Source organism: Serratia sp. CY43202 (assembly GCF_052168755.1).
Lineage (GTDB): Bacteria > Pseudomonadota > Gammaproteobacteria > Enterobacterales > Enterobacteriaceae > Serratia > Serratia bockelmannii.
Genome location: NZ_JBJNMB010000002.1, coordinates 352,179 through 366,983, shown reverse-complemented (window position 1 = coordinate 366,983; position 14,805 = coordinate 352,179). Strand labels below are relative to the sequence as shown.

Annotated in this window: 12 protein-coding genes; all 12 read right to left on the bottom strand. The window is 55.7% G+C overall.

All coding sequences use genetic code 11. From position 1 onward, the window contains the following. Nucleotides 1-239: 239 nt before the first annotated feature. The 12 genes from ACJ8J5_RS03540 to ACJ8J5_RS03485 all read right to left on the bottom strand — a co-directional run bounded on the left by ACJ8J5_RS03540 (nt 240) and on the right by ACJ8J5_RS03485 (nt 14,777). Complete coding sequence (locus ACJ8J5_RS03540) at nt 240-2,099, bottom strand: carbohydrate-binding protein CenC (protein ID WP_414104520.1); 1,860 nt, start codon at nt 2,097-2,099, stop codon at nt 240-242. Nucleotides 2,100-2,110: 11 nt separating this feature from the next. Continuing rightward, the gene (locus ACJ8J5_RS03535; protein ID WP_038876984.1) at nt 2,111-2,854 is read right to left on the bottom strand and encodes a glycosyltransferase family 2 protein; all 744 of its coding nucleotides are present in this window, start codon (nt 2,852-2,854) and stop codon (nt 2,111-2,113) included. Between the two features lie 7 nt (nt 2,855-2,861). Continuing rightward, a complete protein-coding gene (locus tag ACJ8J5_RS03530; protein WP_025303205.1) occupies nt 2,862-3,917 on the bottom strand; it encodes a glycosyltransferase family 4 protein in 1,056 nt (351 codons plus the stop codon). Between the two features lies 1 nt (nt 3,918). After that, nucleotides 3,919-4,824, bottom strand: a complete 906-nt coding sequence (locus ACJ8J5_RS03525; protein WP_025303206.1) for a glycosyltransferase family 2 protein — start codon at nt 4,822-4,824, stop codon at nt 3,919-3,921. Between the two features lie 3 nt (nt 4,825-4,827). Continuing rightward, a complete protein-coding gene (locus ACJ8J5_RS03520) occupies nt 4,828-5,982 on the bottom strand; it encodes a hypothetical protein (RefSeq protein WP_414104417.1) in 1,155 nt (384 codons plus the stop codon). Between the two features lie 6 nt (nt 5,983-5,988). Further along, nucleotides 5,989-6,837: an ATP-grasp fold amidoligase family protein gene (locus ACJ8J5_RS03515; RefSeq protein ID WP_025303208.1), complete on the bottom strand. Its 849-nt coding sequence runs from the start codon at nt 6,835-6,837 to the stop codon at nt 5,989-5,991. Next, nucleotides 6,818-8,116 (bottom strand): flippase, encoded by a 1,299-nt coding sequence (locus tag ACJ8J5_RS03510; protein WP_049204106.1) that lies wholly within the window; start codon nt 8,114-8,116, stop codon nt 6,818-6,820. The genes ACJ8J5_RS03515 and ACJ8J5_RS03510 overlap by 20 nt, the downstream gene beginning before the upstream one ends. A gap of 4 nt (nt 8,117-8,120) precedes the next feature. Then, on the bottom strand, nt 8,121-10,304 hold the full coding sequence (locus ACJ8J5_RS03505; protein WP_060433316.1) for a polysaccharide biosynthesis tyrosine autokinase: 2,184 nt from the start codon (nt 10,302-10,304) through the stop codon (nt 8,121-8,123). A 27-nt stretch (nt 10,305-10,331) separates the two neighbouring features. After that, the gene (locus ACJ8J5_RS03500; protein WP_025303211.1) at nt 10,332-11,465 is read right to left on the bottom strand and encodes a polysaccharide export protein; all 1,134 of its coding nucleotides are present in this window, start codon (nt 11,463-11,465) and stop codon (nt 10,332-10,334) included. Nucleotides 11,466-11,510: 45 nt separating this feature from the next. Next, complete coding sequence (gene wecA / locus ACJ8J5_RS03495; RefSeq protein WP_173890137.1) at nt 11,511-12,560, bottom strand: UDP-N-acetylglucosamine--undecaprenyl-phosphate N-acetylglucosaminephosphotransferase; 1,050 nt, start codon at nt 12,558-12,560, stop codon at nt 11,511-11,513. Nucleotides 12,561-12,734: 174 nt separating this feature from the next. Next, nucleotides 12,735-13,697, bottom strand: a complete 963-nt coding sequence (locus ACJ8J5_RS03490) for an NAD-dependent epimerase/dehydratase family protein (protein WP_025303213.1) — start codon at nt 13,695-13,697, stop codon at nt 12,735-12,737. A gap of 180 nt (nt 13,698-13,877) precedes the next feature. Next, nucleotides 13,878-14,777 (bottom strand): winged helix-turn-helix domain-containing protein, encoded by a 900-nt coding sequence (locus tag ACJ8J5_RS03485; RefSeq protein ID WP_414104416.1) that lies wholly within the window; start codon nt 14,775-14,777, stop codon nt 13,878-13,880. Nucleotides 14,778-14,805: the final 28 nt, after the last annotated feature.

Here is a 14,805-nt window from a genome sequence, read left to right as displayed (position 1 = left end):
GCCAGCCTACTGACGGCCAACCGGCGGCAAATTGATTGCGATCAAGAGAAAGCGGGAGGCGACGCGCGCATCGGGGATGAAATACCACCAAAGTATAGGTGCGAGAATTAACTTTAATTAATTGAATTTGAATGAATAAACCAGGAATTCATGACAGAGACTGACGGGCGAGGGGCAAGGTGGGGTATTTGGGGGTAGGACGCGGGAGAAACCTCCCGCGTGATGCTAACTCGTCGCTTTCAGCGTTGAAGCCACAGCGTCGCGGTGCCCACGGCGGGCAACGCCAGCTTGACCTCCGTGCCCTCTCCCTGCCGCCGCCAGCCCGCCGGAAGGCGCAAGCGGGTGCTTCCCTCTCGATAGTAGGGGTTGGCTACCAGCAGCAAGGCGCGATCGCCCAGAATAAACATCCGCGCCGGCATTTGCGGGTCGCTTCCCGCCAGCGGCGTCGATTTTCCCGTCAGCAGATAAGGGGTGAAAGCGGCAATTTGCTGCGACACGGCAGCCACGCCACGCCAGGTGGCGTCAAACTCCCGTTGGTCGAAGCGGCCGGTTTTACGCTTGTAAAACAGATCGGTATAAGAATAAAACAACAGCCCCTTAGCGCCGCCGATCAGCGCCTGCCAGGCCTGGTTGCGGATTTCCGCCTCTGACGGCGGATGTGGCTTGCGGCGGGCGTCATAAGCGGCGTGATCCATGATTTGCATCACCACCCAGGCCCCGCGTGCCTGGCGGGCGGCCTGCACCGTCAGTTCGGTATAACGCGTAGTGCGCGTCAGATCGCGATCGTTCCCCACCGGGTAAGGGTCGGTCGCCAAAATGTCGCTGCTGTTAAAGTAGGCGTCCAACTCCCCGGTTTTGTTCAACACCTGGAAGGTGGGGTGATCGCCGTCAAGCCGCTTTATTTGCAGGTTTTTTTCCTCGATCTTATCGAGATATTCCGGCCCCAGTTCATCGTTGATGTACCAGGCGAGCAGGTTGGGCTGAGAGCGCAAGCGCTGCACGTACCAGGCCGTCATCGCCGCGTAGCCGCCACCACGCACGGCCGGCGCGAAACGGCTGCCGCGGTACTGATCTTTGACGGAGTAAATGACCAGCAGCCCGCGCTTGCGTGCGTTGCGGAAAAAGGCGTAAGGATCTTTCTTTTCCCCATAATCATAGTTCAGCACCGTGTTGAATCCCGCCGAGGCGATGCGCGCCAAATGTTCATCGGTAGCCACGTTGGCGTAAATGCCCAACGGGAAAAGCCGTTGACCATCGCGCAGGGTAAAGCCTTTGCTGTCGATCGCCACTTTGGCCGCAGGCTGGCCAACGCGAAAAGACAGCTCGCTGCCCTGTGCCGGCTGGGATTGCTGACCGGTGACCTGCTGACGCAGGCGGTACTCTCCCTGGGCCAGGCCGGTCGGCAGTGGGTATTCGATACGGCGCTGCCCTTCAACTTGATAACGGTCGCGGCTACGGTGAACAACCTGCCCCTCGGCATTAAGCAATTCGCTATCGACCTGCAAATGCTGCGGCTGCGCAGTGACTATCAGCGTGTCGACCTTTCCCTGCGCCGACGCGCCGAGCTGATACAATGCCGGCTTAGGCGCTCGAGTACACGCATAGGCGTCGTCAAACCAGACGGTACCGGTGCTCCCCTTACGCAGGTAAACGCCAAAAGTGATTCGCGCCGCCTGCGGCGGCACGGTATAGCTGGCGTTCACCTGCCGCCAACCGCTGTCGCCGGTCACGCCAGCCGGATAGCTGCCTTCCAGAAAGCGCCCCTGCGCATCAAAGCTTTGCAGATAAACCCCGGCGCCGCCGTCGCGGCTTTGCCCGCGTACGCCGCGGGTCTTGAGCCAGACGCCGAAATCGATCGTCTGCCCGGGTACAACCTGCAGCGCCTGGTTGAAGGTACGGTACTGCGCTGCATCTGCATTGTCATAACGCAGACTGCCACGGCCGCTGTGCGTATCGCCGTCGCCCTGTGCGCCCTGCGCGCGCCAGCCGCTGAGCCCCTGCTCAAAGCCGGGGTTGGCCAACAGATTGGGTTGGCAGCTCTGCGCCAGAGCCGAAGCGCTCCACAAGGCGCAACAGCCCAGAGCCACCCTCTGATACATCCCCCTCATGGTCACTTCCTTTTCACCACGGCATTGAACAGATAGGTGGCGAACAGATAGCAGGATTTCTGGTAAGACAGCCCCAAATGCTGACGGTAAATCCGCCATTGCCAGTCCGCGGCGCGGATTTTGTTGCCCGACAGCGAATGGGTAGACAATCGGTAACAGGCCAGCGGTTCGGGAATGCAGTAGGCCAGGCCGTTACGCGCCTTCTGCAGCACCGCCAGCCACATCAAATAGTCCTCATGGCCCACTTTTTGCTGATACACCTTACCGATGCGCTTCTGGTTGTAGATGCCGGTGAGATTGCCAATCCAGTTGCTTTTCAACATATCCTGATAGCCAATAAGCTCATCCGCACCACGGGTGTTTTTGATCAATTTCAGGTCGTCTTCGAAGGTGTAATAATGGGAGCACACCACGTCGTAGCGGCGGGTTTGCAAAATGCTCGCCTGGCGCGACAGCTTGTTGGGCAGCCATACGTCATCACTGTCGCAGAAGGCGATATAGTCGCCTTTCGCCGCCTCAATGCCGATGTTGCGCGTTTCCGCCACGCCCTGGTTATGCTCATTACGGATATAGGTGAGGCGATCGTGGATGAACGGCCGTACCACCTCGGCAGTATCGTCGGTAGACGCATCATCGATCACATACAGGTGATAATCGGTAAATCGCTGATTCAGCACGCCTAGAATCGACTCTTTAATAGAGTTCGCAGCATTGTAGGCCGGCATTATCACGGATATCTTTTCCATTCTGTCCTCACTCGGTGAGCTGTTGCCACTGGGGATAAATACGTTCGGGAGAAAAACGACGAGACTTCTCTAACGCGGCGATAGAGAAGTGCTCGCGCAAACCCGGATCGAGCATCAGTTTGATCACCCCTTCGCTGAAGGCGGCGGCGTCGTCATCGGGCACCAGATAGCCGTTGACGCCATCGTCTATCAACTCGGCCGGGCCGGTCTTGCAGTCGTAGGCCACCAGCGGCAGGCCGAAACTCATGGCTTCGATCAGCACCATCGGCAATCCCTCATAGCGAGAGGTCATCAAATACAGGCTGGCCTGGCGATAATAGTCCGCCACGTTAGCGGTGGCCGGCAGCAGACTCACCTGCTGCTCCAGCCCGGCGTCTTCAATCTGTCGCCTCAAAGCGTCGCGCTCCGGACCGTCGCCAATAATCAGCAGACGCCAATCCGGCGCCTGTGCCACCACCCCTCGCCACAGTGCGATCAGTCGATCGAAGCCTTTCTGATTGCTCAATCGCCCCACCGCCAGCGCCACCTTTTTTTGCAGCGCCGGCGTCGGCGCCTGTGCGCCGAATGGCGAAACGTTCTCGATCACCCGACATTTTCCGGCCCCCACCCAGCGAGCGATGGCGTCGCTATCTTGCCGCGTCAGGAAAATCACGCGATCGCTCAGCCGGTAAACCAGCAACTTCAGCCACTTAAATACGCGCGGATACTGGTGAAAGCTGACGTGCTCACTTAATAGCAACCGGCTGCGGGCACAGAACAAACGCAGAAAAGGCGTCATCACCACCGACAGTTTTCCCATAGAAACGGTAATGATCACGTCCGCGCGTTCACGCCGCAGCGCCAATGCCAGCCGCCATGGCCAGAACAGCGAATCGCCACCGCCGCAGCGCAACCGGACGTCACTCGCCAGCGGAAAGAAGCTCCGCTCGCCAAACAGCGAAAACACCGCCACCTCATAACCCGGCAGACGCGCCAGCGCGTTGGCCAAACCGCTGGCGACCCGTTCAGTACCGCCCTTGCCCGCGATATTTTCGATAACGATGATTACCTTGCGTGCTTGCATATCATCTCCTGAATCCCTGGCGCACATTGCGCAGCAGCCGGCCGCCAACCGAGAACAATCCCAACCGCGCCAGACAATCGCCATACCATTTGATCACCTTGAACTTGCCGCTCAGGCTGTGCCGCACGATGCGCGACGAGTAATAATTGAACGCCTGGGCGTTTTCCGAATACAGCGAGGCCAGCAGATGCTTGCAGGCGAATCCGCTGATATGGCGATCGCTGGGGCTGAGGAAGGTATTGATAAAGCGGTCGCTGGCCTCCAGATTGAGCTTCGCCGTCATGCGCCCATAGCGCCCTACGTCGAGAAACACCCCTCCGCCGGCGTCGTGCGCCACATGCGCGCCCAAATTGGTGGCATTGACCAAAAAACCCCAGTCCTGATGCTTATTGAGGAACTCGGGAAATAAAAAGCGGCGATCGCTTTTTTTACGGATGCTGATGGTGGATGAACGAATATCGCCCATTTCCAGAAAAAGAAAATCCTCGCCGGAGGAACCGGATTTATAATGGAAGTTGAAATCACGCACCGAATCGCCGCTCACCTCCGCATAGTTGCCGAAGATAATATCAATATGGCGATCCTCATGTTTATTCATGCGACGAATAATATAGTTGGTCGTGAAGTAATCATCAGAGTCGAGGAAAAACACGATCTCCGATTGCGCTAACTTGGTACCTAAGTTGCGCGACACCGCCGCATTGCTCTTCTGTTTTTTCTCATGCAGCATCACATTGCTATTCGTCGCCGCTATCTGACGAATATACTTGATATCATCCTCGTCAGAGCAATCATCAACCAAAATCACCTGATAGTCGAATCCTTGGCAAGCGTTGAAAATCCGCTTCAGCGTTTTCGGCAGGTAGCGTGCACTATTATAAATAGGGATAACGATCGAGAAATCCATTTCTTAACCCTCCAACTTAGAATTTATCATTTCTTTTCCACGGCAAAGCAACAATAACGACACGTTAAATACCGGGACCAAAAAATAGGTTTCCGTAAAGGTTGTCAGCAGGAAAACAACCACCACCCAGCGCATGAACCGACTCAGCCTGCGCATATTGCCCAACAGGTGAAAATAACAAAAAAGCATGACGACAGAAGCGATGCCACCGGCCGAATAAAACATGGCGATGAAGAAGAAATCGACGGGCTTATAAGGCTCTATATTCATGCCGAACAGCGGATTGGGTAGCCCCACCGCCTGAAACATCTGCCAGGAGAACCAGATTCGCCCGGTCAACGCCTGGTTCAAGAGGACGTCCAAGGCCGGATTACTCCCCCAGCGTATAACGCTGGCGAATTGAAAGCCTACAATGGCCAACGTCAGCGCGATGCAGACTTTTCTGTTCGGCGCGACACGCAGCAGCGGCGCCAACCAAAACAGCAACAACATCAACAGCGCCAACATAAAACAGGTGCGAGAATAGGAATACATCAGCACCGGGAGAATTAACGCCGATACCGCCAGCGAAGCGATATTTTTCATTCCTCGCGTTAATTTCGCATGGTCGATCAGGCACAGCAATGTGGCGAACAAGGCAAAAGAATAATACGCCAGGGTATTCGGATTATCGAACCCCAGCGTTAATCGATTGCCGTAACGCTCATCAAGGTAAACAAACCCATCGGTGTAAAAGATATAGGGAATAACCACCAGTAACCCTGCCACCACAAAGGTGATGGCAAACATTTCAGCGCCACGCCCCATTTCGATGCGACGAAATAAAATGATCACCGCCGTGCTGAATACCGCACCAAACAGATAATCACCATGATCGGTGGCAATATTAACAAGAAACAGCAGAACCAAAAAACCCGCAACCGCCTTTTCCGCCAGCGTAGCGATAAAAAATGCATAGCCAACATAGAGCAACATCAAGCCATTAAGCCCCATGACCGCTTTATTAATCAGCTCGCTATTGAACGATCCCGAGGTCAGGAACGTTTTCACGAAAAACATCAGCAGGAAGGTCAATACAATTGATTGATTGACTAAATCTCGCGACTGATTATAACCCGCATTGGCATGCATTTGAAAATTGGAGGCGACTCTTTGCATAAGCGTTTACTCAGTAAAATAACTGCCCCATTCCTGCTCAATGTTTTTCGGCATCAGCTTGCTTAACCCCGCGCCAGGCGTAAACGTCAACTCACCGAAATACACCTTCTCACCGACCTGGTAGAAATCCACACGGACATAAGAGAACTGCTGCGCGGTCTGGCGAGCCAAACGTATCATTTCCTCCAGCCGTGTAGGACGCGGCATCGGTTCGTCTGCATTCGGCAAGTTGATACGAATTTCGGTGCGGTTCCAGTCGATATCAAAAATATCGCGCCGATGGGTGCCGAAACGCTGGTAATCCACCTGGATGAACATACGAATTTCATGATTGTCGTTGAAACAATGAAACTTGATATCGTTCGGCACCTGTTCGCCATCCAGCAACAGGCGCTCCACCATGATGCAGGGTTCGATATCCAGATAATGCTTTTCGCGGCTCTGCTCATAAAAGTTGCTGCGCATCCACGCGTTGCTGAGATCGTACAACTCCGCGTAGCTAATCTGCTGTTTGTCGAACACCAAGCGGTTATAGCCGCTGCCGTGGTTGGCCTTCAGCACAAAGGCGTTAGGCAATTGCCTGAACATGTCGTAGCTAAGTTCAGTGCCATGCGCATACAGCTCCACCAGATACTCCTCGCCCCACAGGCCGGCGATAAATTCACGCACCTTGAACTTGTCCGACAAAGTGGTGTAGATGCTGCGCGGATAAATTTTGCGGCGCATGATCTTTTCGCTGAAGCCGGTCGGTTTTGACAGGTGCGGCAGCTTCTTGAAATAGAGCGCGTATTTAACCTGATGGTGCCAGGCATCAGGCAGGCGCTTGGAAATATTTTTAACCAGGATGTTTAACATGCTCTCTCCTTAATTTGCTGACAAGACGCGGCAGGCAGTAAAAACAGGTCAGCTGCAGTCGGGTAATTTTTCCGCCACGGAATAAACTGTTCAGCACGAAGAACGAAATGAACTCCGCCAACAGCGTAGATACCGCCGCACCGATCAGGCCGTAGCGCGGGATCAGCAGCAGATTCATCACCACGTTCGCCACCGCCACCAACGGCATCTTGATGGCGATAAAACGATAGCCGGCGAACAGCACGATGCTGCGGTACGAAACCGTCCCCATTACCGAGAACAGCGAGGTCAGCGTGCAAATAGCCAGGATATTGGCGGCCGGTTGGAAAGCGGCGCCGTACAGCAGCGCAATCGCCGGGTGGGCGAACCACCATAGGCCCAGCAACACCGGCAACGACAGGCCCAAGACCACCAAATAAAGCACCCGAATACGGTACTCCTGCTCCAACGGATCGCGACAGCTGGCAATGCCCGGCATCAACGAAGTGATCAGCGCCATCGGCACGAAAACCCAGCCTTGGCTGAGGGTGGTGGCGGCACTGAACCAGCCTACCGCCTGCTCGCCGACCAGATTGCCCAGCATGATTTGATCGATGCGGGTATAGATCACTATCGACAGGCTGGAGATGGCCAACGGCAGGCCCACCTTTAGCAAATAACGGCCATAGCGCCTGGCCTGGCGCGGCGTAACCCGCGGCGAGGCCGCCGCTTCCGCACGGAATAACCAGAGGCGCGCCAGGTAAGGTACGGCGCTGCTGAGGATGTAGGGTACCGCGAACCACACCAGCGGCAGCGCCGCGCTCACCAGCGCCAGCCGCAGCCCGATCGACAGCAGCAGCGCCAGGTTGTTGATCAGCGTATTGCGTTTCGACTGCAGGCGGGCATCGTAATAAATTTTGTACACGTCCTGAATCGAGAAATAGGCGCTGATAAGCAGCAACAGCGTCATCAGTTGGCTGGCGGGCGATTGGCTGAAATAGCTCCATATCAGCATCGGCAGCGCCACCACCAGGAACAGCCAACGACGCAGGCGTATTGACGCCAGCATCAGGCGAATGCCGCTCGGCTGTCGGCGGGCGACGCGGTTGAAAATGATGCTGTCGGCGCCCAACTGCACCAGTGGCACTACGATGGCGATCGTCGCCAACAGATAGTTGAGGGTGCCAAACTGCGCGGGCCCCAGATAGCGCGCAACGTAAATGGAGACGAAGATGCCGGACAGGCTGAGCGAAACGCGTTCAAGCATCAGCCACAGGGCATTGGTGATAATGGCCTTCACCCGCTTATTCCCCTGCCTGCGGGTGATCTTCCCGATGGCTTGGGTAGGCGAAGTTGTAATAGCTCATGTCGGTTGCCGCCTTCTTCACCATCCCGTTGAGGATCACGCCCTTGATCGCCACGCCATTCTGTTCGAAACGACGCATGCTGGTTTCGATCTGCTTGACGGTATTCACCTCAAAGCGCACCACCAGCAGTGAGGTACCCGCGTGATTGCCGACGATCGCCGCGTCCGTCACCGCCAGAATCGGCGGCGTATCGATCAGCACCAGATCGTAGTTCTGCCCGGCCCAGCGCAGGAAGTCGGCGAAGCGGCGGTGCATCAGCAGTTCGGACGGGTTCGGCGGCACCTGACCGCGCGGCACGAAGTCCAGATTGGCGATGGCGGTTTTCCGCACCGCCTGTTCCGCCATCACGTTGCCCACCAGCATGTCGGACAGCCCCTGATGCCCATCATCCGCCAGCCAGCGGTGCAGGAAGCCTTTGCGCATATCGGCGTCGATCAACAGCACCCGCTGCCCGGCCTGCGCCACCACCACCGCCAGGTTGGTGCTGGTAAAGCTCTTGCCGCTTTCCGGGCTGGCGCCGGAGACCATCAGAATGTTGTTCTTGGCCTCCATCATGGCGAAATGCAGGCTGGTGCGCAGGCTGCGGATCGCTTCCACCGACAGGTCCGTCGGTTCGGCCACCGCCAGGATCGGCAAGCGCCGCCCCCCGGACCTTGGCAGCAGCTGACGTTGCTCGCGGTTGCGCTTCACCTGCCACGGCGACAGCGGCACGGTGGCGTAGACGTTGATGCCCCGCTTCTCCAGGGTATCGATGTCATTGATGCCGCGATGGAAGGCCGCACGCAGCAGCACTACGATGGCGCCGCCCCCGGCGCCAAGCAGCAGCGCCAACAATACGATCAGCATCTTTTGCGGCTTAATCGGCCGCAGCGCGGTTTCCGCTTCGTCGATGATGCGCACATTGCCCACCGTGCCGGCCTTGCTGATGCTCAGTTCCTGCTGCTTGTTCATCAGCTGCATGTAAACCTGCTGATCCACCTGCACGTCGCGGGTAAGACGCAGGATCTCCTGCTGCATTTTCGGCAACGTCTGCACCTGTTTACCCAGCCGTGCCTTTTCCGCCTCCAGCGTGGCGCGCTTCTCCAGCAGCGCCCGGTAAGCCGGGTGCGCGCGGGTGTAGAGTTTGGAGATTTCCGCTTCCTTGAAGGTCAGCTCGTTGAGCTGGGCCTCGAGCTGCACTTGAGTATCCAGCACCGATTTGGCTTCAAGCGACAGATCCACCGAGTCATTTTGCTGGCGGAACTGATTAAGTTGGGTTTCGGCGTTGTTCAACGAGGTTTGCGTTTGCGGCAGCTGCTCTTGCAGGAACGCCAGCATTCGCTGAGCTTCTTCCGTTTTGCGGTCCACGTTCTGCTGCAGGTAGTTGTCGGTGATGTTCTTCAGCATTGCCTCGGCGCTCTGCGGATCTTCGCTCGGCAGCGTAAAGGTCATGATGCCGCTATCCTTGCCACCCGGCACCACGTCCAGGTATTTACGCAGATCGTCCACCGCTTCTTGACGCGCGACTTTGACCACGGTAAAGCTGGCGCCCGGCGAAGCGTCCAGCGCCGAGACGGTCATGTTCCAACCGCCTTGCGCCACCGGCTGCCCGACCACGCCGCTGAACAGTTTGCTGCCGTCATAACTCAGCTCGTAATGCTGCCCATCGCGCACCGTCAGCGTCAGCGCTTCGCCCTCCATGTCCGCCGGCGTCGTCAGCGTGGCAATGCTCAGCACCGGCGGCTTTTCACCGCTCAAGCGGGCAAAGCCTTTGCCGAACACCGGAAAATAGTCCGGGCTGACGCGCACCGTCAGACCGAGGGTGTCCACCGTTTTTCCCAGCACGTAGCGCGACTTAGCCAGCGTCACCTCATCCTGTGTCGCCGAATTTTGCCCCATCATTGAACTGTCCAACGTTTCACGCAGCAGCGAATCGCCGGACAGCTGCTTCTCCACCTGCACCACCGCCGTAGCCTGGTACACCGGGGTGGCCAACAGGGCGTAGGCGACGCCCAACATGCCTGCCACGCCGGTCACGACGGCGATCCGCCAGCGGTTATCCCACAGCGGCCCAATCAGGCGTTCCCACTCCAGCTTTTCGTCTTGTTCGGCCACCATCACGGACAGCGCATTATTTTTCATCTTCTGTTCCTTATTCACCCTGCGGAGTTACCAGTTGCGCACGCGCAAGGTCGCCTCGCTGAGATCGTTAAAGCTGCTGATGGTCGGCACCAGCTGGCTGATCAAACGGTTCCAGCGCGCGACCGGCGCCGCAGTGACGTACACGACGTCGTAAGGTTGCAGCTGAAATTCAGCGCCCATCGCCAGCGCGCTGGCGTCGGAGAGATCGAACTGATACAGCGTCGCCAGTCGCTGCGGTGTTTTACCGCCGCTCGGCCGGATCACGAACACCCCGGTCGCATCCGCCACCGTCTGGCTGATCCCTTCGGAAGATCCGAGGGCCTCGGTCAGGGTCATGCCGCTGCGATCCATCTTCAGCGTCGCTTGCTTGCCCACCTCGCCCATCACGAACACTTTCAATTCGTCATTGCGCGGGATGTAGAGGATGTCGCCCGGCTGCAGCAGCGCGTTCTGGCTGATGTCGCCGCGCTGCATCAGCGCCTGCAGCGAGATAGCCCGCTCTTTGCCCTGATGAGTCAGCACCACGTTGCGCCAATCGGCGTTGTCCGTCAGGCCGCCGGCGGCGTTAATCGCATCCAGAATGGTCAACGGCACGTTGGTGATCGCCTGTTGGCCGGAGGTTTTCACTTCGCCGGTCACGTAAGCCTTCTGCGAACGGAAAGCGGCAATACTGACGTCTACCTGAGGGCTTTCCACATACTGCGCCAGACGGCCGGCGATCAGGCTGCGCACTTCGGTGACGGTCTTGCCCACCACCGCCACTCGCCCGATATAGGGATAAAAAATCGTGCCATCCGCATGCACCCAGTTGCCGGTGTCGCTGGCGCTGCGGTATTGCCCGGCCGGCGTGGTCAACTCGGGGTGATCCCAGACGGTGACGTTCAACACGTCGCCGACGCCGATGCGGTATTGATAGCTCTGCAATCGCTGATCCAGCGCCGGGTTCGGCCGGGCGACCGGTTCTACGCGCCGCATTTTCTGCAGCAGCATCGGCGACATGCGATAAACCTGTACCTGGTCATTCAAATCGAAATCGTCGTCCTGTTGCACGACGATGGCTTTTCCGCTGGTCGGTAAATGTGAACCGGGAACCACCGTACATCCACTCAACAGCGCGGAGGTGAAGGCCAATGGCATCAAAAGAGGCAAATGAAAATTCATGGAAGTACCGTGATAAACGGGCTGCTGCCGCAGCCCGTGAGGGGATTAACGGCCGACGGTCGGATTATCGCTGAACACCGTCGCCTGACGCGGTTCGCGCAACATGACGAAATAACCGCAAAAACAGAACAGAAACGCCACCAACATTTGGTTTTCCTGCAGCTGCAACACTTCACTGCAAATGCCAATGCAGGCCAACGTCACCGCCAGCATGGTGCTCATCGCCAGCGCCTGACGCGCATTGAGCCCACGACGCATCAGAATATGGTGCAAATGATCGCGGCCCGCTTTGAAGGGGCTTTGGCGACGCAACAGGCGACGCACCATCACAGTCACCATGTCCATCAGAGGAATGGCGATCAGCCACAGCGCGGTGACCGGACGCATTACCGCCTGTGGCCCCTGCGTCGCCAGCAACACCAGCCACAGCACGCTGAAGCCGATCACCATGCTGCCGGCGTCCCCCATAAAGATCTTGTTGCGCGCGCCGAACAGGCTCAGGTTGAACAACAGATAGGCCGCCAGCGCGACGATCAGGCCCAGGCACCACAGCGCCAGATCTTCCCTGCCGCCCAATCCGAACACGATAGCCAACGCGACGAAGGTCACGCAGGACAAGGCGCCCAGTTGCCCATCGATGCCATCCACCATGTTGTAGGCGTTGATCGCTCCCCATACCGCCAGCGGCGTGAGCAGCAACGCGCCATAACCGAGCATCACTTCCTGATGCCCCCAAACATAGCCCAATGAGGAAAGCTGCATCCCTGCCGCCAGCATCATCGCCAGCGCGATCCCTCCCTGCACCATGACGCGTGGCGCCACGGGCAGATCAAAGCGGTCATCCAGCACGCCCAACACCACCAGCGCCGTAATGCACAGCAGATAGACGGTGCTGTCAGGCAACCAGGCGGGTTGCCACAGCGTCATCAGCATCAGCGTCAGGTACACGGCGATACCGCCGACCAGCGGAATGTGTCCCAGATGTTGCTTACGCGCATTGGGCTTATCCACTAATCCCACCGTTAAGGCGGCCCGGCGGGCAATAAGGACCCACGCTACCGCCAGCACAAATATCACGCTCAGTTGATATAACATCGTTCCTCCAGCGAATAAGCACGCTACCGCCCTTGAGTTACAGCTCCCAATGCGCTATTAACAAAAACAAAATTGATCCTGCCAGGATATAAGTCAGCATGAATTAATCCTGAAAAATACAGATTTATCCGCTTGTCGGCGGAAATAAGTAAATAACGTCAGCGTGCGGTTAAGTTATCTATCAGAAAACTCATGTTTAATGGTTCTTTCGATTGCCGAATCAAGTTCAACCGGCGCCACGAAATTATTTTGCACATTACTTTTAAATTGCGTTCTGGCGCAGAATTTCTGCACTCTGACGCGACTGATTGGGAATTTTTTACGACTTATTTTACTCACGACATCCAATGCGGTCGCCCCGCATATTCCCACCACATAAGGAATGCGAATCGTCTTATTTTCTCTGCCCAGCGAGGAGGAAATAACGTCGACCAATTGATTCATCGTAAAGTCCGGTTTATCGACGTAGTTGCTGACCTGATAACTTGACTGCTGGTCCAACGCATGCTCCAGCCGCGCGGCAATATTTTCAACGTAAGCCATCGACTTCATATTATTGCCACTGCCAATCATCACGAATCGGCCGCTGGCGATCTGGCGGAACAGGTTATACACATTGCCGCGGTTGCCTTCACCGAATACCACCGTCGGGCGAATGATGGTCAATTTGTTGGCGCTATCCGCCTTGCGCCACGCTTCATAAACGTATTCCGCTTCGAGCTTGGATTTGCCGTAATGATTGAAAGGATCGAAACGCCCTCCTTCATCGGTTTCCTGCTCGACGAACCCATAAACGGCAACCGAGGAAGTGAAAATGACTTGGTGGATATTCAACGCGGAGGCGGTCATGCAGACATGCCGTGCACCTTCTACATTGACCTGATAATAGAGCGAAATGGGATCGACGTTGTCCTGATGTTCCGCCGCCAGATTAATGATGGCGTCGCAGCCCGCCAGCGGCTCTTGCAGGGTCTCGGGTTGCGTCACGTCGCCATACTGATAGAGCGCCGGAAAATGTGCGCTAGGTTGTTTATCAACGATGACCAACGTCAGATCATCGCGCACACTGAGACGTTTCGCCAGGCGTGTTCCGATAAAACCGGAACCCCCGATAATAGCTACTTTACGCTTATCCATAATTTGTCACTCAGCAGGTTCTCATTATTCCTGTCACCTCGATGGAAACAGGACGCTAATATGCGTTAGGTAATGAGTTCCAGACTGGACAAATCGAACCCGGCTTTCAAATAACAAATAATGAAATAAAATATTTCATCAAATGTAAAATTATCGCTAAAGATAAAACCTCATTTAGCACTAATTTTTAACATCGTAAGCAACTTGATATTGCAAGGTTTTATTCGGCAATATGAGATTAATCCGACCTTTACCCGGCGTAGAAGAGGTCTCATATTTTACCGGTAATTTAAGCTGCCCCTGCTTAGGGTCGACACATTCGATGGTCGCCTGCTCCATGCTCTCCCCCTGGTACAGGCAGAACAGGGTTTGTGGGCTGTTGGTATGGGGGTTATTCAACGTCAGCGTCAACACGACGCGCGTATTGTTCTGAATATCATTGATCACCGGCGGGCGAGTTTGGTTGCCGAGCACATATGAAAAATGTGAAATAACCAGCAAAGAAGCAAATGCCGTCAGGTATTTCACTACGCGACTGGCGGGCATGCTGAAAAATCGGCGCACCGTCGCCGACTTTTTATCACGAGTGGGTTCCTGGGAGGGTTCTACCGTTGCAACAGGCGCTGCAACAAGCGTCGTTTTACGCGGCTTATCTATTTTTTCATCGTGTGCCTCAGGGGACTCACTTTCACTTTCAGAAAGTTCCGCTTGAATATTAACACCAATATCCTCACCACTATTTAATATATCATCATCAGCGTAGTCTTCATCCTCGGATATAAATTGAAAAGCCGCTTGATTTTCCACCTTGTAACCCAGCCGAGGAATGGTTCTGATAAGCGTATGTTCCGAGTCGCTGATTTTTTGGCGAATAGATTTAATTGTTTGATTTATCGTTGAATCTGAGCAGTAAGTTCCTTTCCAGATATTTTCTATAATTTCCGTTCGGGTTACCAGTTCTGGTGATCTGGCGACAAGCAGCGAAAGAATTTGATACTCCTTCCAACGCAGACGAAATTTCTCCCCGGCAGGAGTCAGAACATCGAGATTCCTAATCTTTATTCTTCTATCAAGATTCACTTTTCATTTCCTTAGCGTGCCTGTCCTG

Excerpts from the sequence above, each read along its gene's own strand:
- ACJ8J5_RS03540 (WP_414104520.1), bottom strand. The coding sequence starts at position 2,099 with ATGTATCAGAGGGTGGCTCTGGGCTGTTGCGCCTTGTGGAGCGCTTCG.
- ACJ8J5_RS03535 (WP_038876984.1), bottom strand. The coding sequence starts at position 2,854 with ATGGAAAAGATATCCGTGATAATGCCGGCCTACAATGCTGCGAACTCT.
- ACJ8J5_RS03530 (WP_025303205.1), bottom strand. The coding sequence starts at position 3,917 with ATGCAAGCACGCAAGGTAATCATCGTTATCGAAAATATCGCGGGCAAG.
- ACJ8J5_RS03525 (WP_025303206.1), bottom strand. The coding sequence starts at position 4,824 with ATGGATTTCTCGATCGTTATCCCTATTTATAATAGTGCACGCTACCTG.
- ACJ8J5_RS03520 (WP_414104417.1), bottom strand. The coding sequence starts at position 5,982 with ATGCAAAGAGTCGCCTCCAATTTTCAAATGCATGCCAATGCGGGTTAT.
- ACJ8J5_RS03515 (WP_025303208.1), bottom strand. The coding sequence starts at position 6,837 with ATGTTAAACATCCTGGTTAAAAATATTTCCAAGCGCCTGCCTGATGCC.
- ACJ8J5_RS03505 (WP_060433316.1), bottom strand. The coding sequence starts at position 10,304 with ATGAAAAATAATGCGCTGTCCGTGATGGTGGCCGAACAAGACGAAAAG.
- ACJ8J5_RS03500 (WP_025303211.1), bottom strand. The coding sequence starts at position 11,465 with ATGAATTTTCATTTGCCTCTTTTGATGCCATTGGCCTTCACCTCCGCG.
- wecA (WP_173890137.1), bottom strand. The coding sequence starts at position 12,560 with ATGTTATATCAACTGAGCGTGATATTTGTGCTGGCGGTAGCGTGGGTC.
- ACJ8J5_RS03490 (WP_025303213.1), bottom strand. The coding sequence starts at position 13,697 with ATGGATAAGCGTAAAGTAGCTATTATCGGGGGTTCCGGTTTTATCGGA.